17 protein-coding genes are annotated in these 19,411 nt (G+C 72.6%); 8 read left to right on the top strand and 9 right to left on the bottom strand.

Features of this window, described 5'->3' with window-relative positions; all coding sequences use genetic code 11:
- The first annotated feature begins 23 nt into the window (after positions 1-23).
- From yidC to BLT76_RS04835, 5 genes are all read left to right on the top strand, one after another.
- The gene (gene yidC, locus BLT76_RS04855) at positions 24-1,022 is read left to right on the top strand and encodes a membrane protein insertase YidC (RefSeq protein ID WP_218856799.1); all 999 of its coding nucleotides are present in this window, start codon (positions 24-26) and stop codon (positions 1,020-1,022) included.
- Positions 1,019-1,549 (top strand): Jag family protein, encoded by a 531-nt coding sequence (locus BLT76_RS04850; RefSeq protein WP_170866934.1) that lies wholly within the window; start codon positions 1,019-1,021, stop codon positions 1,547-1,549. The genes yidC and BLT76_RS04850 overlap by 4 nt, the downstream gene beginning before the upstream one ends.
- Positions 1,550-1,591: 42 nt before the next feature.
- A complete protein-coding gene (gene rsmG / locus BLT76_RS04845; protein WP_342027891.1) occupies positions 1,592-2,299 on the top strand; it encodes a 16S rRNA (guanine(527)-N(7))-methyltransferase RsmG in 708 nt (235 codons plus the stop codon).
- A 161-nt stretch (positions 2,300-2,460) separates the two neighbouring features.
- The gene (locus tag BLT76_RS04840; RefSeq protein ID WP_280139620.1) at positions 2,461-3,408 is read left to right on the top strand and encodes a ParA family protein; all 948 of its coding nucleotides are present in this window, start codon (positions 2,461-2,463) and stop codon (positions 3,406-3,408) included.
- Positions 3,405-4,358 (top strand): ParB/RepB/Spo0J family partition protein, encoded by a 954-nt coding sequence (locus tag BLT76_RS04835; protein WP_090851538.1) that lies wholly within the window; start codon positions 3,405-3,407, stop codon positions 4,356-4,358. The genes BLT76_RS04840 and BLT76_RS04835 overlap by 4 nt, the downstream gene beginning before the upstream one ends.
- Positions 4,359-4,415: 57 nt before the next feature.
- On the opposite strand, the gene BLT76_RS04830 is transcribed toward BLT76_RS04835, so the two are convergent.
- Together BLT76_RS04830 and BLT76_RS04825 are read right to left on the bottom strand one after the other, a co-directional pair.
- Positions 4,416-5,177, bottom strand: coding sequence for a lysophospholipid acyltransferase family protein (locus BLT76_RS04830; RefSeq protein ID WP_090851533.1), 762 nt, complete (start codon positions 5,175-5,177; stop codon positions 4,416-4,418).
- Between the two features lie 33 nt (positions 5,178-5,210).
- Positions 5,211-6,530 carry an aminotransferase-like domain-containing protein gene (locus BLT76_RS04825; protein ID WP_090851530.1) on the bottom strand — a complete coding sequence of 440 codons (1,320 nt, stop codon included), beginning with the start codon at positions 6,528-6,530 and terminating at the stop codon, positions 5,211-5,213.
- Positions 6,531-6,594: 64 nt separating this feature from the next.
- Between BLT76_RS04825 and BLT76_RS04820 the strand changes: the two genes are divergently transcribed.
- Complete coding sequence (locus BLT76_RS04820) at positions 6,595-7,263, top strand: GNAT family N-acetyltransferase (protein ID WP_090851528.1); 669 nt, start codon at positions 6,595-6,597, stop codon at positions 7,261-7,263.
- 16 nt (positions 7,264-7,279) lie between these two features.
- On the opposite strand, the gene trxA is transcribed toward BLT76_RS04820, so the two are convergent.
- The 7 genes from trxA to BLT76_RS04785 all read right to left on the bottom strand — a co-directional run bounded on the left by trxA (position 7,280) and on the right by BLT76_RS04785 (position 16,139).
- Positions 7,280-7,609 (bottom strand): thioredoxin, encoded by a 330-nt coding sequence (gene trxA / locus BLT76_RS04815; protein WP_090851525.1) that lies wholly within the window; start codon positions 7,607-7,609, stop codon positions 7,280-7,282.
- Between the two features lie 91 nt (positions 7,610-7,700).
- On the bottom strand, positions 7,701-8,711 hold the full coding sequence (gene trxB, locus BLT76_RS04810; RefSeq protein WP_090851520.1) for a thioredoxin-disulfide reductase: 1,011 nt from the start codon (positions 8,709-8,711) through the stop codon (positions 7,701-7,703).
- An 81-nt stretch (positions 8,712-8,792) separates the two neighbouring features.
- A complete protein-coding gene (locus BLT76_RS04805) occupies positions 8,793-9,584 on the bottom strand; it encodes a hypothetical protein (protein ID WP_090851517.1) in 792 nt (263 codons plus the stop codon).
- Between the two features lie 55 nt (positions 9,585-9,639).
- The gene (gene sigM, locus BLT76_RS04800) at positions 9,640-10,311 is read right to left on the bottom strand and encodes an RNA polymerase sigma factor SigM (protein ID WP_090851514.1); all 672 of its coding nucleotides are present in this window, start codon (positions 10,309-10,311) and stop codon (positions 9,640-9,642) included.
- On the bottom strand, positions 10,308-12,116 hold the full coding sequence (locus BLT76_RS04795; protein WP_090851511.1) for a protein kinase family protein: 1,809 nt from the start codon (positions 12,114-12,116) through the stop codon (positions 10,308-10,310). The genes sigM and BLT76_RS04795 overlap by 4 nt, the downstream gene beginning before the upstream one ends.
- Positions 12,117-12,189: 73 nt before the next feature.
- Positions 12,190-13,863 carry a murein biosynthesis integral membrane protein MurJ gene (murJ, locus tag BLT76_RS04790; protein ID WP_090851508.1) on the bottom strand — a complete coding sequence of 558 codons (1,674 nt, stop codon included), beginning with the start codon at positions 13,861-13,863 and terminating at the stop codon, positions 12,190-12,192.
- Positions 13,860-16,139, bottom strand: coding sequence for a DUF6049 family protein (locus BLT76_RS04785; RefSeq protein WP_090851505.1), 2,280 nt, complete (start codon positions 16,137-16,139; stop codon positions 13,860-13,862). The genes murJ and BLT76_RS04785 overlap by 4 nt, the downstream gene beginning before the upstream one ends.
- Before the next feature lie 72 nt (positions 16,140-16,211).
- Between BLT76_RS04785 and BLT76_RS04780 the strand changes: the two genes are divergently transcribed.
- Together BLT76_RS04780 and BLT76_RS04775 are read left to right on the top strand one after the other, a co-directional pair.
- Positions 16,212-17,666 carry a CCA tRNA nucleotidyltransferase gene (locus tag BLT76_RS04780; protein ID WP_090851502.1) on the top strand — a complete coding sequence of 485 codons (1,455 nt, stop codon included), beginning with the start codon at positions 16,212-16,214 and terminating at the stop codon, positions 17,664-17,666.
- Positions 17,667-17,747: 81 nt separating this feature from the next.
- The gene (locus tag BLT76_RS04775) at positions 17,748-19,295 is read left to right on the top strand and encodes a helicase HerA-like domain-containing protein (RefSeq protein WP_244509260.1); all 1,548 of its coding nucleotides are present in this window, start codon (positions 17,748-17,750) and stop codon (positions 19,293-19,295) included.
- The last annotated feature ends 116 nt before the right edge of the window (positions 19,296-19,411 follow it).

Below are 19,411 nucleotides of genomic sequence, written 5' to 3'. Positions count from 1 at the left end.
TCAGCGACATCGGCAGCCTGATCATGACGCCGCTGTACTACGCGATCTCGGCGATCATGCTCTCGTGGCACTGGCTGTTCACGCAGATCGGCCTGGACCCCGAGGGCGGCGCCTCCTGGGCGCTGTCGATCATCGGCCTGACCCTGGTGATCCGGATCCTGCTGATCCCGCTGTTCGTGAAGCAGATCAAGTCCAGCCGGAACATGCAGCTGATCCAGCCGAAGGTCAAGGAGCTGCAGAAGAAGTACGGTCACGACCGGGAGCGTCTCGCCCAGGAGACGATGAAGCTCTACAAGGACACGGGCACCAACCCGTTCGCCTCCTGTCTGCCGCTGCTCCTGCAGATGCCGATCTTCTTCGCGCTCTTCCGGCTGCTCGACCAGGCGGCGAAGAACGGCACCGCGCACGGTCTGCTGACCGAGGAGCTGGCGCGCAAGTTCGGTGCGTCCGAGATCTTCGGTGTCTTCCCGATCTCCGAGAGCTTCTGGCAGGCCCGGGTCTGGGGTGCCGAGCCCGATGGCGCCGTGATGGTGCTCGCCCTGATCCTGGTGCTGGCGATGACCGCGACCACCTTCACGACGCAGCGCCAGCTGATGAGCAAGAACATGCCTGCCGACGCGCTGAGCGGGCCGTACGCCCAGCAGCAGAAGATGCTGCTCTACGTCCTCCCGGTCGCCTTCGGCCTCGGCGGTGTCGCGTTCCCGATCGGCGTGCTCCTCTACTGGACCACGTCGAACCTGTGGACCATGGGTCAGCAGTTCTACGTGATCCGGAACAACCCGGCCCCCGGCACGCCGGCCTTCCAGGCCAAGGTCGACCGGGACCGCGCCAAGGCCGAGCGGAAGGGTCTGCTGGTCGCCGAGCCTGAGGCCCCGGCCGTCAAGGAGAAGCCGCGGGCGGCGACCCGTCAGCAGCCCAAGAAGCAGACCCGCCAGCAGCGCCGGCAGGGCGGCACGCGCCCGCCGGGAAGCGCGCAGGCGAAGCCGAACCAGAAGAACCCCAGCAAGGGAGAAGAGTCGTGACCGACGAGATCACCGAGGCCCCGGCCGCCGAGGAGTCGACCGAGCAGGAGACGCCGTCGACTGACGAGCGCGTCGACCGCCTCGAGCAGGAGGGCGACATCGCCGCCGACTATCTCGAGGAGCTGCTGGACATCGCGGACCTGGACGGCGACCTGGACATGGATGTCGAGGGCGACCGTGCGGCGGTGTCGATCGTGGGGGCTGACCTCTCCCAGCTGGTCGGTGACCGGGGGGAGGTCCTCGATGCGCTGCAGGAGCTGACGCGGCTCGCGGTCTACCGCGAGACGGGTGAGCGCTCGCGATTGATGCTCGACGTGTCGGGCTTTCGTGCGGCCCGTCGTGCCGAGCTGGAGGCGCTGGCGGCCGAGAAGATCGCCGAGGCTCGAACCTCCGGCGAGTCGGTCTCCCTCAAGGCGATGTCCCCGTTCGAGCGGAAGGTCGTCCACGATGCTGTCGCCGCGGCCGGGCTCTCCTCGGAGTCCGAGGGCGTTGAGCCGCGCCGCTACGTGGTGATCCTGCCGAGCTGACCGATGGACGATGTTTCACGTGAAACACCCTCCGCACCCGACGTGGCGCGGAGGGTGTTCTCGTCTGAGCGACTTCCGCTGGCCGAGGCCTACGCGGCCCGGCTCGCGACCGATGGTGTGGTCCGTGGCCTGATCGGACCTCGTGAGGCCCCCCGGCTCTGGGACCGGCACCTGCTGAACTGTGCGGTGCTGGCCGAGCTCCTCCCATCGGGAGCGTCGGTCGTGGACATCGGGTCGGGTGCGGGACTGCCGGGTCTGGTGGTCGCCATTGCCCGGCCAGATCTGAAGGTCACGCTGGTCGAGCCCCTGCTGCGTCGTACGACGTTCCTGCAGGAGGTCGTCGATGAGCTGTCGCTCGAGCACGTCGAGGTGGTGCGTGGCCGCGCGGACTCGCTGCACGGGACCAGGGTGTTCGACGTCGTGACGTCTCGGGCAGTGGCTCCCCTCGACCGCCTGCTGGACTGGTCGATGCCGCTGGTGGCGCCCGAGGGCGCGTTGGTGGCGATGAAGGGCTCGTCGGTCGAGGAGGAGGTCGCCTCCTCCAGATCTGCGTTGGAGCGGTGGGGCTGTGCCGATCCGGAGGTCCGGGTGCTGGGCGGTGAGGTGCTGACGTCCACAACAGTGGCCCTGCGAGTGGTGTGGGCCGATCCCGCTCAAGTATCGTGGCCACTTGCGCCTGTCGCGGGTCGGAGGCCGTCTGCACGTCCGCGCCGCAAGCCCCGACGACCCCAGCGAAGGCAGAACCCGTGAGTCAGCATTTCCCGCCGGGCGGTAGCCAGGACGATCAGCCCTCCGGAGAGTTTTCCACCGGTCCGGACCGCCCTGCTGAGCGTGCCCATCCACAGATTGCCGGTAGTTCTCCACAGGGCGAGCCGGACGATGTTTCACGTGAAACGCCCGAGGAGACACCCGTGACCTTTCGGATCCGCACGGCCGGGGACGTGGCGCCGTACGCGTCCGACCTGGCCGACAACAGCACCCCGCTGGCCCGGGCCGCCGAGCACATCGTGATGGCCAGGCAGACGGGACCGAACCGGCGAGCCGTGCCCCGACCGACCGAGACCCGGGTCTTCGTGGTGGCGAACCAGAAGGGGGGCGTCGGGAAGACGACGTCGACGGTCAACGTCGCGGCCGCCCTGGCCCAGCTCGGTCAGAAGGTCCTGGTCATCGATCTCGACCCCCAGGGGAACGCCTCCACGGCCCTGAACATCGAGCACCGGCGGGGGGTGCCGTCGACCTACGACCTCCTGGTCGACGGCGCCATGCTCGCCGACGTGACGACACCGTGCCCGGACGTGCCCGGCCTCGACGTGGTCCCGGCGACGATCGACCTCGCCGGCGCGGAGATCGAGCTGGTCAGCGTCGTCGCCCGCGAGGGGCGGCTGCGACGGGCGGTGCACGGACACCCGCTGGTCGGCGACGAGAGCATCGGCGAGGAGCGCTACGACTACGTGCTCATCGACTGCCCGCCGTCCCTTGGACTCCTGACGCTGAACGCGCTGGTCGCCGGTGACGAGATGATGATCCCGATCCAGGCGGAGTACTACGCCCTGGAGGGGCTGGGTCAACTCCTCGAGACCGTCGACATGGTCCGGGCGCACCTGAATCCCGAGCTCGCGGTCTCCACCATCCTGATCACGATGTACGACGCCCGCACGCGGCTCGCTGCTGGGGTCGCCGACGAGGTGCGCGAGCACTTCGGTGACCAGGTCCTGCAGACCGCGATCCCGCGATCCGTACGGGTCTCCGAGGCGCCGTCGTACGCCCAGACGGTCATGACCTACGACCCGGGCTCGCCCGGGGCGCTCAGCTACTTCGAAGCCGCACGCGAGATCGCCACCAAGGGAGTCCGCCCGTGAACGCCAGCCGTCCCCAGCAGCGCCGCGGTCTCGGTCGTGGTCTCGGGTCGCTCATCCCGACCGCTCCGCCGCCGTCGGCCCGGCCGGACGAGGCGGACGCGAGCCAGGAGCCGCAGCCCGGCGACCTGGCCCCGGTCGAGGGCGCCTACTTCGCCGAGCTGCCGATCGGCCAGATCGTTCCCAACCACGTCCAGCCGCGCTCCGTCTTCGACGAGGAGGCGATGGCCGAGCTGGTGCACTCCATCAAGGAGATCGGCCTCCTGCAGCCGATCGTGGTCCGGCGCTCCGGCCCCGACGCCTACGAGCTGGTCATGGGGGAGCGGCGCTGGCGCGCGTCCCAGGAGGCCGGACGCGAGACGATCCCCGCGATCGTCCGCGAGACCGAGGACACCGACATGCTCCGGGACGCGCTCCTGGAGAACCTGCACCGCTCGCAGCTCAACCCGCTGGAGGAGGCGTCGGCCTACTCGCAGCTGTTGGAGGACTTCGGCTGCACCCACGAGGAGCTGGCCGGTCGGATCGGCCGCTCCCGCCCCCAGATCAGCAACACCCTGCGGCTGCTTCGGCTGAGCCCGGAGGTCCAGCGACGAGTCGCCGCCGGCGTCCTCTCGGCCGGTCACGCCCGCTCGCTGCTCGCCGTGGAGGACCCCGAGATCCAGGACCGGCTGGCCCAGCGCGTCGTGGCCGAGGGGATCAGCGTCCGGGGCCTCGAGGAGATCGTCGCGGTCGGGGAGCACGGCGGCGCCCAGCGTCGTTCCCGGCGCAACAAGCCGACTGCTCCCGGCCTGGCCGACCTGGCCGAGCGGCTGTCCGATCGCCTGGAGACCCGCGTGAAGGTCGACCTCGGCCGCACCAAGGGCAAGATCACCGTCGAGTTCGCCTCGCTGGACGACCTGCGGCGCATCGTGGACGTGATGGACCCGCGCAACCGGGACGACCGGCCGATCTAAAGCAACAAGCCGATAAGTCGACAAAACGACTTATCGGCTTGTTGATGAATGACTAGATCAACCCTTGGCTGCCCGGCGCTTCTCGGCCCGGCGCCGCTTCTCCTCCGCGTCGAGGCGGCTGGCCTCGTCGGGAGTCGGTGCGGAACCACCGAGCCTGGCCGGCAGCCACCAGGAGCCCGGGGGCTGCTCGTCGCTGGGGTAGGCCGCGATGGTCTGGTCGAGCAATCGGCTCATCGCCTCCCGTAGCTGAGCGGTTTCCGCGACCGAATCTTCCCCGGTCGGGTGCAGCGGCTCCCCGACGGTGATCGCGATGGTCTTGCCACGCGAGAAGTCACGGGGGTGGTCCTTGGTCATCATCCGCTGGGTGCCCCACAGGACGACCGGCAGCAGCGGGACCCCGGCTGCGGCGGCGATCCGCGTCGCGCCGGTCTTGAACTCCTTCAGCTCGAAGGAACGCGAGATGGTCGCCTCCGGGAAGATGCCGACCGCCTCGCCCTGCTTCAGGAAGTCCACCGCCGTGCTGAAGGACTTCACGCCCTCACCGCGGTCGACCTCGATGTGGTGGAAGGACCGCATTACCGGACCACCGATCCGATGGTCGAAGATCTCCCGCTTGGCCATGAAGCGCACCAGGCGCTTCGACGGGTTGGCGGCGAGGCCGCCGTACACGAAGTCCACGTAGCCGATGTGGTTGAAGGCGAGCATCACCCCACCCGAGCGCGGCACGTTCTCGGTGCCGTTGAGCACGATGCGCTGGCCGAGGAGCCGGAAACCGGTCTTGGCGGCGACGATGATCGGGGGATAGGTGAGGTCCAGCACGGACCGAACCTACAGCGCTGAACGAGCGGGGAGTCAGCTCAGGTCGGTGCTGGGGCCGTCGTACCCCTGGGGGTTGACCTGCCGCGCGGGGACCACGGGGCCGAAGGTGGCCCGCAGCTCCATCTCGGCCTCGAGGACGCCGGCCAGGCGGCGCACGCCCTCGCGGATGCGCTCCGGGGTCGGGTAGCAGAAGGACAGCCGCATGTGGGAGCTGCCGAAGCCGTCGGCGTAGAAGGCGGTGCCGGGGACGTAGGCGACCCGGGCGGTCACCGCGCGCGGGAGCATGCCCTTCGCGTCGATGCCCGGGGGGAGGGTGAGCCAGACGTAGAAGCCGCCGGAGGGGACGTTCCACTGGCAGGCGGCGGGCATCAGGTCGGCCAGCGAGGAGACCATGGCGTCGCGGCGTTCGCGGTACATCTCGCGGAACTGCTTGATCTGCCCCTGCCAGTCGTGCTTCGCGAGATAGGCCGAGACCGCCATCTGCGAGAACTGAGGCGGGCAGAGGGTCGCCGACTCCTGGGCCAGGACCAGCTTCTCGCGGACCGGGTGGGGCGCCAGCGCCCAGCCGACCCGGAAACCGGGGGCGAAGGTCTTGGAGAAGGAGCCCAGGTAGATGACGTTCTCGGCCTCGTCGGCGCGCAGCGCGCGCATCGGCTCGCGGTCGAAGCCGAGGAGGCCGTAGGGGTTGTCCTCCAGGACCAGGACGCCCTCGGTGCGGCAGATGTCGAGGATCTCGATGCGGCGCTCGGCCGCGAGGGTCACGCCGGCGGGGTTGTGGAAGTTCGGGATCGTGTAGAGGAACTTGATGGTCTTGCCGGCCGCCTTGACCGCGGCGATCGCCTGCCGCAGCGCCTCCGGGACCAGACCGTCGGCGTCCATCTCGGCGTGTACGACGTCGCACTGGTAGGACTTGAAGACCCCCAGCGCCCCGACGTACGACGGGGCCTCGCAGATGACCACGTCGCCGGGGTCGCAGAAGACCCGGGTGACCAGGTCGACCGCCTGCTGGGAGCCGACCGTGACCACGACGTCGTCGGGGTGGGCCTCGATGCCCTCGAGCCGCATGACGTCGGTGATCTGCTCGCGCAGCTCGGGGACGCCCTGGCCGGAGCCGTACTGCATCGCCACCGGGCCCTGGGTCGCGACCAGGTCGGCGATCGCGCCGCCGACCACGTCGAGGGGGAGCCCGGAGATGTTGGGCATGCCGCCGGCGAGGGAGACCACCTCGGGCCGCGAGGCCACCGCGAACAGGGCCCGGATCTCCGAGGCCGTCATGCCCGCGGTGCGCGCAGCGTAGCGGTCGACGTACGAGTCGAGCCGGGCGCTGGGCGGACGTGCGGGCGTGTTCTCCATGATCTCCCTAGCATGAATGATGCAGCGGTCGTCCGCACCCGCGGCCCGCGGATTGGGAGGTGCCATGTCCCGCAAGGTGGTCCGGCTCACCGTCGACCACCTCGCCCGCCTGCCCGACCCGGTGCGGACCTGCCTGTTCTGGGAGCTCGACCCGGTACGCCGGTCCCGGGTGCGCCCCGAGGAGGCCGCCGAGGAGAAGGAGGCTTGGCTCAGCGAGGTGCTGCGCGAGTGGGGGTCCTGCGGGCGCGTGGTGCTGGTCGACGACGAGGTCGCCGGCCTGGCGGTCTACGCCCCGGAGGCGTTCCTGCCCGGGGCGGCCGGCTTCCCCACGGCGCCCGTGTCCCCGGACGCCATCCTGCTCGCGACCGTGTACGTCGATCCCGCGCGCACCGGGGGCGGTCTGGGCCGGCTCCTGGTCCAGGGCATGGCGCGGGACCTGATCGGGCGCGGCGGGGTATCGGCCGTCGAGGCCTTCGGGCACCGCACCCGGCGCGGGGTGGCGCAGTGCACCGTGCCCGCCGACTTCCTCGGCAGCGTGGGGTTCAAGACCCAGCGGCCGCACCCGACGACCCCCCGGATGCGGATGGACCTGCGCACGGCCCTGACCTGGCGCGAGGAGGTGGAGTCCGCCCTGGAGCGGCTCGTCGGCGCCGTCCGACCGGCGCCGAAACCGGTGAGGCCCCCGACACCCTCCCGCGTGAGCGGGAGCGTGCCGAGGGCCTCTCAGGACTGAGCGGACGCCGGGGGCGTCAGTTGCCGATGAACTCCGACAGCTCGTTGAGCAGCGCGGCCTTCGGGCGGGCGCCGACGATCGTGCGGACGACCTCGCCGCCCTGGTAGACGTTGATCGTCGGAATGCCGGTCACGCGGTACGACGACGGCGTCACGGGGTTCTCATCGACGTTCATCTTGAAGAAGGTGATCTTGTCACCGTGGCTGCCGGCGATCTCGTCGAGGATCGGGGCCACCTGGCGGCACGGACCGCACCACTCGGCCCAGAAGTCCACGAGGACCGGCTTGTCGGACTTCAGGACCTGCGCCTCGAACTCGGCGTCGGTCACGGCGGAGATGTTGCCCACGGTTGTGCCTCTCTCTCGATGACTGCTGCGACGGGAAGTCTGTACTACCTGAACATCGGTCCGGGGAAGGATGTTCCCCGAATCCGGTCGCTCAGAGACCGGCGGTCTGCACCTGCTCCGAGAGCGCCGACCCGGCGACGCCGTCCTGCGCCTGCTGGGCCGTGTGCGCCGAGTGATCGAGCTCGGCGAGGTAGCGCTCGGCGTCAAGGGCGGCCGAGCAGCCCGTGCCCGCCGCGGTGATGGCCTGCCGGTAGTGGTGGTCGACCAGATCGCCGGCCGCGAAGACGCCGGGCAGATTGGTGGCCGTCGAGGGGTGCTGGACCTGCACGTAGCCGTCGTCGTCGAGGTCGACCTGGCCGGCCAGCAGCTCCGAGCGCGGGTCGTGGCCGATCGCGATGAACAGGCCGGTGGCCGGCAGGTCGCGGGTCTCACCGGTGACGGTGTCCTTCAGGGTCAGCGACTCCAGCCGGTCGGAGCCGTTGATGGTCTCGACGACGGAGTTCCACTCGATCTCGAGCTTGGGGTCGGCGAACGCGCGCTCCTGCATGATCTTGGAGGCGCGCAGCTCGTCGCGGCGCACGATCAGGGAGACCTTCGAGCCGAAGCGGGTGAGGAAGGTGGCCTCCTCGATGGCGGAGTCGCCGCCGCCCACGACCGCGATGTGCTGCTCGCGGAAGAAGAAGCCGTCGCAGGTCGCGCACCACGACACCCCGCGCCCCGAGAGCTCTTCCTCGTTGGGCAGGCCCAGCTTGCGGTAGCCCGAGCCGGTGGCCAGGACGACCGCGCGCGCGGTGTAGGTGTCGGTGGCGGTCTTCACGATCTTGAGGTCTCCGGTCAGGTCGACCTCGACCACGTCGTCGGCGACCAGCTCGGCACCGAAGCGCTCCGCCTGGGCCCGCATCTCGTCCATCAGGGCCGGACCCATGATGCCGTCGCGGAAGCCGGGGAAGTTCTCGACCTCGGTGGTGTTCATCAGCGCCCCGCCCGCGGTCACCGAGCCCTCGAAGACCAGGGGCTGCAGGCTGGCGCGTGCGGCGTACACCGCGGCGGTGTAGCCGGACGGCCCGGAGCCGATGATGATCACGTTGCGGGTCTCGGACATGACGTCCTCTCGAGTCGGTGGTTGCTCCTGCGACAACCGATCGTAGGCGAGGAAGATTCCCCGCCGCGGGCCCGCTCGGCCCTACGGGACGGGAACCGTCGCCGAGCGGAGTACGGCGCCGCTGCCGCAGCGCAGCAGCTCCACCACCGACGAGTCCCCGGTAGACGGCCGCACGGCCAGCACGGCCGGCTGGCCGTCGTACTGGACGGCGATCAGGCGGCCTGCACCGAAGGGGCCGGGCTGGCAGGTGAACCAGGTGGGCGTCGCCGCGTAGCCCTCCGCGGAGCGGGACTCGTCGCTCTCGGGAGCTGCCGAGCTTCGGGCCTCCTGGGAGAGGGTCGCATCGAGGTTCTGGAGGGTGGTCCGGCGCAGCGACTTCAACTGGGCCTCGCTGCCGAAGTCCTCGTCCTCGACGACGAGGGGCTCAGCCGTGAGAGCGAGCGGGGCATCCCGCTGGAGTGGACTCGCCTCGTCCAACGCGCTGGGGGCCCCGGCAGCAGCGGCCGGTCCCTCGGCCTCGGCCTCGGCCGAGTCACCTCCCGAGTCCGCGGCGGACCCACCCGCGCTGCTGCCGTCCATGTCGGCCTGGAACGTCGACGGCAGCCCGACCTGCCCGAGACCCACGCCGATGACCCCGACCGCGACGGCCGCCACCAGCAGCTGGCGGACCCGCCGCCGGCGCCGCTGCGCGGCCAGGTCGATGACGCGGTGCTGGTCGGCGACCTTCTCGGGCGGACCCTCGTCCACCAGCTCGGCCAGGACCCGGTCGAGGCGCGCGGCGACGTCGTCGGGCACCGGCTCGTCGTACCGCGCTTCGGCGAGGAGGCGGCGCACGTCGGCCTCGCGCTCGTGGTCGAGACGGTCGTCGGTCATGGGTGCGCCTCCTCTCGGCGGGTCGGGTGGGTGGGAACGGGAGCGTCGCTCGAGCCTACGGAGGCGCCCTGGTGTCCTCCTGGGGTCGGACGGCCGGCGGCGGCAGTGGGTTCCTCGGCTCCGCGTGCCCCGCGTCACGCCCCGGAGCCAGGTCGCCCAGCAGCCCGGCCAGCCGGTGCCGGCCGCGCGAGCAGCGCGACTTCACCGTGCCGACGGCGCAGTCGAGGATCTGCGCGGCCTCCGCGACCGGGTAGCCCTCCATGTCGACCAGCACCAGTGCGGCACGCTGCTCGTCGGGGAGCTCGGCCAGCGCCGCGAGCACCGCGCGGCGCTGCTCGGAGCGCAGCGACACATCGGCGGGGTCGTCGACCTCCGGGGCGGCCGAGGCGACCGAGCCGCGGCCGGCGTACTCCTCGAGGTCGTCGGGCAGCGCCTCGGTACGACGGACCTTGGCCGCCCGGAGCCGGTCGAGGCAGGCGTTCACGACGACGCGGTGCAGCCAGGTGGTCACGGCCGCCTCGCCGCGGAAGGATCCGGCGCGGCGGTAGGCGGCGATCATGCCGTCCTGGAGCCCGTCGGCGGCGTCCTCGGGGTTGCCCATGGTGCGCAGCGCGACCGCCCACAACCGATCGCGGTGGCGCGCGAAGAGCACCCCGAAGGCCGCCCGGTCGCCGGCGACGTGGTCGGCGAGGAGCGCGGCGTCGCTGTTCTCCGGGGACGGGGTCACCCGCGCACCGCGATCTCGGCGACCTCGCCCCGGAACCCGTCCTCGACCGAGGGCAGCGCGGTGAGCCAGACGGTGAGGTAGCGGCCGGCGACCGGCGCGTCCGGCGCCAGCGAGGCCTCGGTGCCGACCCGCTGGTCGGCCAGGGACGGCGTCAGCCCCTCGACATCGGAGGGCGCCTGGTCGGTGAGGTAGAGCGACACCACGGTCGGGCGGCCGACCAGACGCAGGTCGACCTGCGCGACGTCGTACGAGCGGCCGAGGTCGACCACGACGCCGACCCCGTCCTTGAGGCCGCCCGGGCCGAACTGCTCGTTGTACGTCGAGGTCCGCCACGTGGTCTCCGGGTCACCGTCGACGACCCGACCGACGGTGTCGGGGTTCTCCCGCGGCGGGTTGCCCGCGGGGTCGAGGTCGGTGGCGCGCAGCCCGGAGATCGGCCTGGGCGTGGCCGACGGGGTGGCGCTGGCCGACGGGGTGGTGGTCGGGTCGTCGTCGGGCTCGGCGCCGAGGGGCGTCTTGCCGCGGCCGAGGTTGAAGGCGATCACGACGGCGACGAGCAGGAGCAGCGCGGCGCCGATGCCGAAGGCCAGCCGCAGCCAGCTCCGACCCGGGACGTCCTCGACGGCCGGCGTGATCCCGGTGCCGGAGGTGGGCGGACCGTCACCGCCCCAGGGCCAGTACTCGGCGCGGTCCTGGGCCTCGCGCGCGGTCACGGTCGGCCGGACCTGGCGCGCCGGCCCGCCGTCGGCCGGCTCGGGCGCGAAGAGCGGGCGCTCCGGGGGCGACTCGAAGGGGGGCGGCGGGGGTGACGGCGTCTCGGGAGCCTCCAGCCACGACACGTCGTCGTGCTCGTCGTCGAAGATCGGCAGGCCGGCCTGGGTGGGCTCCGGCTCGGGGACCGGTGTCGGCTCGGGTGTCGGCTCGGGTTCGGGCTCCGGGTCCGGCTCGCGGACGGGGATCTCGGGGACCTGCGGGAGGACGACGGTCTCGCCCGGGCGCAGGTTGGACAGCGCGAGCTGCTCGGGCAGCCCGGTGGGGTCGCCCACGAAGTCGGCGAGCAGGTCGGCGATCCCGCGCGCCGTCTCGAGGTCGACGTCGTCACGCTGGCGGCCGCCGGAGTAGGGGTTGAGGACCTCGTCGCAGAGCGCGTCGAGGGGACGGGGTACGCCGGCCCGCACCTGGCGCGGCCGGAGCACCCGGCCGTGCTCCTGCGGAGCCGGGGGTACGGCGGACGTCGACACGCCGGCCCACTTGCCGGTGAGCGCGCAGTAGAGCAGCCCGGCGAGGTCGGTCACGTCGGTGGCGGTCCGGCCGGGGGCCAGCCCGTGCAGGGCGGCGTCGACCGAGAAGCCGATCACCTTCACCGCGCCGGTCTGGTCGATCAGGACGTTCTCGGGCGCGAGCCGCCCGTGGGCCACGCCGGCCGCGTGCGCGACCGCGACCGAGTCGGCCACCTCGGCCACCAGCCAGGCCGCCCGGCGCGGGGGCAGCGCGCCGTGGGTGGCGACCACGATGTCGAGGGACGTGCCGGAGCCCCACTCGTTGACGACGTAGCAGAGCCCGCCGGTGCGCTCGGCGTCGAGCACGCGCAGGATCCGCGGGTCGAGCACCGTCGCCGAGCGGCGGGCCGCCTCGACCAGCCCCGCGGCGCGGTCGTCGTCCTCGGCGATCACGTGGAGCGCGACGTGCCGCTCCAGGACCCGGTCGTGCGCGCGCCAGAACCGGCCGTTGCCGCTCTCGCTGAGGAGGTCGACCAGCCGGTAGCGGCCGGCGAGGACGTCGCCGGGTCGGTTCGAGTGCGGCACCGCTCAGCGACTCCTTCCCGACGCCTGGAGGGCAGCGGGGACCGGGCCCGGTCCCCGGGTCATCGTAGGACGGTCAGGCCCGGTGCGCGGGCGGACGTCGCCGCAGGACGGTGTCGATCACGGAGGTCACCTCGCGCAGGCGCAGCAGCGTCGCCACCACGAGGAACACGACCACGTCGACCACGCCCACGGCGACCAGCCGCACCGCGGCCCCGACGTACGACGGGTCGTCGCCGACCGGGCCCGCGAGCGCGAGGTGCACGCCGTACGCCGCGGCGCCGGCGACGGCGATCGCGACGGCGGTCCGGACCAGGAACCGGACCAGCTGGGCCGAGCGCAGACCGCCGAGGCTGCGGGAGAGCACCGAGTAGGAGAGCACCGAGCCCACGAGGTAGGCGGCGGCGTACGCGATCACGAGGGACGGGGCGGTGGCGGCGTCGGAGGTGGCGCGCACCAGCAGCACGGCGACGACGATGTTGGTCGCCGCCACCCAGACCTGGATGAGGAAGACGGTGCGGGTCCGCTCGACGGCGTAGAAGCCGCGGAGCACGACGTAGTGCACCGTGAACAGCACGACCGCCGGACCGAACAGCATCATCGTCGGGACGAGGTTCTCGTAGGTGTCCGCGGCCTTGCCGTAGGCGATCAGCTTGGCCAGGTCGGTCGCGACCAGGGGCAGCAGCGCGGCGAAGGGGACGACGACCGCCAGCGCGGTCCGCAGGGTGGTGGCCACCCGAGCGCCCATGCCGTCCAGGTCGCCGTCGGCGGCCAGCCGCGAGAGCCGCGGCAGGGTGGCCGTCGCCAGCGAGACGGTGATGACCGAGTGCGGCACCATCACGATGAGGAACGCCGTCGAGTAGACGAAGATGCCCGTGCCGGCCTCGTCGCCGGCCGCCGTACCGCTCGTGCCGAGGCGGACCACCACGAAGTAGGCGATCTGGTTGGCCAGCACGAAGAGCACCGTCCAGGTGCCGAGGCGCAGCGTGTGGCCGAGGCCGGTGCCCCGCAGGTCGATCCGCGGGCGCAGGCTGATGCCCGCCGCGCGGACGTAGGGCATCAGGACGAGCAGCTGGACCACGATGCCGAGGGTCGAGCCCACGCCGAGGATCAGCTCCTGGGTGGAGGTGAACCCGCCGTCCGCGAGCGGCTCCTCACCGGCGTACACGACGAGGTAGCCGGCCAGGACGGCGACCGACACGACGTTGTTGGCGATCGGCGCCCACATCATCGGGCCGAAGCGGCCGCGGGCGTTGAGGACCTGGCCGACCAGCACGAAGGCGCCGTAGAAGAAAACCTGCGGCAGGCAGTAGCGCGCCAGCGCGATCGCCGACTCGCGCCCCGCGTCCGGCACGGTGCCCGAGAGGGCGAGGGTCACCACCGCGGGCGCGGCGAGGACCAGCACCACCGTGACCGCCCCCAGGAAGAGCAGGGCGGCGGTGATGATCCGCGAGGTGTACGCCGCGCCGGCGTCCTCGTCGTTGCGCATCGCGCGGACCAGCTGCGGGACCAGCACCGCGTTGAACACGCCGCCCGCCAGCAGGATGTAGAGCATGTTGGGGACGGTGTTGGCGACCGAGAACACGTCGCTGTGGACGCCGGTGCCGAGGGCCGCCAGGAGCAGCCCGGCCCGGACGAAGCCGCTGAGCCGGGACACGATCGTCCCGGCGGCCATCACCGCGCTGGAGGCAAGGACCTTGCGGTCGGCCTCGGCCGCCTCGACGGCTGCGTCGGCGTCGGTCGCGGTCATGCGGGAGCCGGCGCCTGCTCGGCGGCCACCGGCTCGGCGGGCGTACGACGGGCCGCGCGGAACCGGCGGACCAGCCGGACGCCGATGGCGCCGAGGAGCAGTGCGCCGCCGGTGCCGATGATCAGCCAGATCACGTCGCTGACCTGGGCGGCGCGGATCGGGAGCCGGTCGCTGGAGCCGACCGCCGTGCCGGCCAGGTCGGTGACCTGCAGGGTGATGTTGTGGACGCCCTGCTGGCCGGTGCTCGCGGTGAGCAGGACGCTGCGCCGGCTGCGCGGCGGGAGGGTGACGTCCTCCTCCGCCATGGAGATCGTGACCACCTCGTCGGCGACGGCGCGGACCTTCACCGTCACGGGCTGGTCGAGGGTGTTCTCCAGGGTGGCCGAGAAGCGTCCGCTGTTGCTGGAGAGGGTGACCTTCGGGGGCCCCTCGATCCGCACGCCGTCCAGCGACTCCTGGATGACGGCGCGCGAGCGCGCGTTGCTGGCGCGGGTGGCGCCCGGGTCGACCCGGTTGGCGTAGCCGAGCGAGGCGAAGGCCTGGTCGGCGACCTCGCGGCCGACGGTGTCGTTGCGGGTGAGGAGGTACTGCAGGGTGGTGCCGGCCTGGGCGAGCGAGGTCGCGGAGGCGAAGTCGGCCGCGTCGAGCGCCCGCCGCTGCTGCACCCGCGGATAGACCAGCTCGGCGGTGTCGACCGGGGTGGAGCGGTCGTCGCGGATGTCGTCGACGGTGGTCAGGTCGAGCCAGGTCTGGTCGAGCCCCGCGAAGAACCCGTCGGGGTCGGCCGGCACCCAGCCGCCGGGGAGCACGACGACCAGCGGCTCACGGGGCCGCGACAGCCGTCGTACGGCGGCCTCGGCCAGGATCCGCTGGCGTACGGCGACGCCCGCCTGCGGGTCGTCCGGCCCGGGCCCGCCGCTCGCGGCACCGGTCGAGGCGAGGACCAGCCGGTGGCCGGCGATGGTGGCGACGGTGGGCGTCGCGTCGCCGAGGCCGGCGACCATCACGTCGGTCCCGATCAGCCGCTCGTCATCCTCGGCCATCTCGATCGCGTCGAGGCTGAGGAAGGCCCGGCCCCCGAGACCGGGGGCGGTGCTGCCCTCGGTCGGCGGCAGGGTGTCGCCCGACCGCTGCCGGGCGCGGGTGTAGGCGGTGGGGTCATGCTCGGCGGCCGCCGAGACGTCGAGGTCGCCGTACGGCAGGGCCAGCACCTGGGAGCGGTCCAGGGCGGTGGCCAACCGCTCCCGCCAGCCGGTCGCCGCCGCGGCCGCCTCCGTCTCGGCGGGGCTCGGCGCCTCCGTCTCGTCGGCGTCCTCGTCCTGGGTCTCCTCGGGGGCGGTGGACGTCGCGGGCGACGGCAGCGCCGTCTCGGGCGCGGCGGACGGGGTGGCCTCCGGGTCCTCGGGGTCGGCGAGCAGGCGGTCGGGATCCTCCGTCGCCTCCGGGTCGACGGTCGCGCCGAGGGAGCGGCCCGGGTTGCCGGCCGCGAGCCGGGCCGTGGCGTCGGTGAGCGCGGGGTCGACCAGCCAGGTCAGCGGCCGGCTGCCGGCGGCCTCGCCCAGCCCGACGACCGAGCCCAGGTCGCCGTCGGGAGCCAGCGACTCGGTCCACGAGGCCGGGTCGGCGAGCGAGCCGTCGGCGTCGTACGGGATCGCGGAGCGCAGCGGGACGACGAGCGCGGTCTTCACCTGGCGCTTCGAGCCGCCCATCAGCGGGAGGAACGTGCGGGCCCGGCCGTCCGCGGTGGGTGCGCCGCCGTCGCCGGCGTCGTCGGCGCTGCGCCCGAGGGCGTGCACGCCGAACCAGTAGACGCCCGCGGCGCCGGTCAGGTCGCCGCCCTGCGCGGCGACGTGGGCGCGCAGGTCGCGGGCGCGGACGCTCACGGTGTAGCCGAGGGACTCCCCGGGCTGGAGCTCGTCGATGGTGTCGTAGGGGCCGCCGGTCGTGACCCGGTCGCCGACCGGGGCCGACGGCTCGGTGAGGGCGGCCTCGGCGATCTCGGTGCGCGTGGTGAGTGGCTGCGCGGAGATGAACGGGTAGAGGTTGATCGTCGACCACGCGACGTCGTCGTCGTTGGTCACCCGGCCCTGGATGGTGACCCGGCCGCGCTCGGGGACCGTCGCGGGCGACATGCGCTCGATGCTCACCGAGAGCGGGGCGTCCGGGTCGGCGGGAGCCGCCTGGGCCGCCTGGGCCGGGGCCGGACCGACCAGCCCGGCCCACGTCGTCGCCGCGACCACCATGAGGGCAGGCAGCAGCGACAGGGGGCGGAGCATGCGCTCGACTCTATCCGTCGGGGGTCGTCGCGAGTCGGAGGCCCGACGACGTCTCCTCTAGACTCACCGCCCGTGTCCGACGTCGAGCTGCCGCCCCTGAACCTCGTCGAGGTGCAGCGTTCCGTCGCGGCCGAGCTCGACCGGATCGCCCCCGTCATCGACGAGCTGGGCGCCCTCTTCGAGGCGGCCGGCCACGAGCTGGTGCTGGTCGGCGGGCCGGTGCGCGACGCGATGCTCGGCCGCCGGCACAACGACCTGGACTTCGCGACCTCGGCCCGGCCCGACGCGACCGAGCGGCTGCTGAAGAAGTGGGCCGGCGCCACCTGGGACATGGGGCGCGCGTTCGGCACCATCGGCTGCCGGAAGGGCGACTGGGTGGTCGAGGTGACGACGTACCGCTCGGAGACCTACGACCCCACCTCCCGCAAGCCCGACGTCGACTTCGGGGACTCGCTGACCGGCGACCTCGGCCGCCGCGACTTCACCGTGAACGCGATGGCGGTGCGGGTGCCGGGCCGCGAGGTCGAGGACCCGTACGGCGGGGTCGTCGACCTGGCGCACCGGGTGCTCCGCACCCCCGGCCGCCCCGAGGACTCCTTCTCCGACGACCCGCTGCGGATGATGCGGGCCGCCCGGTTCGCCGCCCAGCTCGGCTTCGGCGTCGACCCGTCGGTCGTGGCCGCGATGACGGCGATGGCCGACCGGATCCTGATCATCTCGGCCGAGCGGGTCCGCGACGAGCTGGTCAAGCTGGTCTGCGCGCCGTACCCCCGGCTCGGGCTGGCCCTCCTCGTCGAGACCGGCCTGGCCGCCCACGTGCTGCCCGAGCTGCCGGCGCTGGCGCTGGAGCGCGACGAGCACCACCGCCACAAGGACGTCTACGAGCACACCCTGACCGTCCTGGAGCAGGCCATCGACCTCGAGGACCGGCTCGGCGGCGAGCCGGACTTCATCTCGCGCTTCGCCGCGCTGATGCACGACGTCGGCAAGCCGCGCACCCGACGCTTCGTCGACGACGGCACCGTGACCTTCCACCACCACGACGTGGTCGGCGCCAAGATGACCCGCAAGCGGATGAAGGCGCTGCGCTTCTCCAACGACCAGATCGAGGCGGTCGGGCACCTCGTCGAGCTGCACCTGCGCTTCCACGGCTACGGCACCGGCGAGTGGACCGACTCCGCCGTACGCCGCTACGTCCGTGACGCCGGCGACCAGCTCGAGCGGCTGCACGTGCTGACCCGGGCCGACTGCACCACCCGCAACCAGCGCAAAGCCGACCGCCTGCGCCGCTCGTACGACGACCTCGAGGCGCGGATCGCCCGGCTGTCCGAGGAGGAGGAGCTCGCCTCGATGCGGCCCGACCTCGACGGCAACCAGATCATGGGCATCCTCGGGATCGGCCCGGGCCGCGAGATCGGCCAGGCCTACCAGTTCCTGCTGGAGCTGCGCATGGACCGGGGCCCGCTCGAGCCCGAGGTCGCCGAGGCCGAGCTGCGTGCGTGGTGGGCGGCCCGCTCCGTCGAGTGACGCGAGATGGCTGCCCCGGTAGGTCCGGAGCAGCCAATTCCCGTCACTCGACGGGAACCGAACGGTCGTAGGGTGACGGACGTGACCGACGACCCGATCGCCCAGGCCGTGGCGGAGGGCTACGCCTTCGACGGCGCCGCCCTCGAGCTCGGCGGGCTGGTGCTCGAGGACGGCAGCCTCGCCGGCGTGCCGGTCCGGGTGCCGCTGGCGATGCTCAACCGGCACGGCCTGGTGGCCGGGGCGACCGGCACCGGCAAGACCCGGACCCTGCAGCTGCTGGCCGAGCAGCTGAGCGCGCAGGGCGTCCCGGTCTTCGCCGCCGACATGAAGGGCGACCTGTCGGGGCTGGCCCAGCCGGGGGAGGCGAGCGAGAAGCTGACCGCGCGGGCGTCGACCCTGGGCCAGCAGTGGCAGGCGACCGGCTTCCCGGTGGAGTTCTACGCGCTGGGCGGGGTGGGCCAGGGCGTGCCGCTGCGGGTCACCATGAGCGCCTTCGGCCCGGTCCTGCTGAGCAAGGTGCTCGGCCTCAACGACACCCAGGAGTCCAGCCTCGGCCTGGTCTTCCACTACGCCGACCGCGCCGGCCTGCCGCTCCTCGACCTCGCCGACCTGCGCGCGGTCGTCGGCCACCTGCTCAGCGACGAGGGCAAGGGCGAGCTGAAGGAGCTCGGCGGGCTCTCGTCCTCCACCGCGGGCGTCATCCTGCGCGAGCTGATCGGGCTGCAGGACCAGGGCGCCGACGCGTTCTTCGGCGAGCCCGAGTTCGCCTCGGCCGACCTGCTCACGCTCGCCGACGACGGCCGGGGCGTGATCTCGCTGGTCGAGCTGCCCCAGCTCCAGGACCGGCCCGCGCTCTTCTCGACCTTCCTGATGTGGCTGCTGGCCGACCTGTTCCACGACCTGCCCGAGGTCGGCGACGTCGAGAAGCCCAAGCTGGTCTTCTTCTTCGACGAGGCGCACCTGCTCTTCGACGACGCCTCCGAGGACTTCCTCGACCAGGTCGCCCAGACGGTGCGGCTGATCCGCTCCAAGGGGGTGGGCATCTTCTTCGTGACCCAGCGGCCGACCGACGTACCGGACGACGTCCTCTCCCAGCTCGGCTCGCGCGTCCAGCACGCGCTGCGCGCGCACACCCCCAATGACGCCCAGGCGCTGAAGCTGACCGTCGCCACCTACCCCACCAGCGGGTACGCCGACCTCGGCGCCGTCATCACCGGCCTCGGCACCGGCGAGGCGGTCGTCACCGTGATGGACGAGGACGGCGCCCCGACCCCGGTCGCCTGGACCCGGCTGCGCGCGCCCCAGGCCCGGATGTCCCCCTGCGACCCCGACCTGCTCGCCGCCACCGTGGCCGCCAGCCCGCGGCAGGCGTCGTACGGCGTCGCCGTGGACCGTGAGTCGGCCCGCGAGCTCCTCGCCAAGCGCCTCGAGGCGGGTGCGGCGAAGGCCGGGGAGGAGCCGGCGGCCCCCGCCCCGCGACGTCCGGAGCAGCCTCGGCCCGCCCCGCGGAAGAAGGCGGAGAAGAGCGTCGTCGATCAGGTCGTCGGCTCGTCCGCCTTCAAGCAGTTCGCTCGCACCGCCGCCCGCGAGATCGCCCGCGGGATGTTCGGCACCGGTCGTCGCCGCTGACCGTCGAACGGCGAAGCCCCGCCCGACCCTGGTTGGTCGGACGGGGCTTCTGTGCTCGCTTGACGCTGGTGGGTTTCGACGCGCCCGTCGCGGCTTCGTTCCTCAGCCGCGGGGCT

Origin of the sequence: Nocardioides lianchengensis, from assembly GCF_900101465.1 — a bacterium.
In the GTDB taxonomy this organism is placed as follows: domain Bacteria; phylum Actinomycetota; class Actinomycetes; order Propionibacteriales; family Nocardioidaceae; genus Nocardioides; species Nocardioides lianchengensis.
Note: the sequence above shows the minus strand (reverse complement) of the source record. Positions and strands in the feature narration are given on the sequence as shown.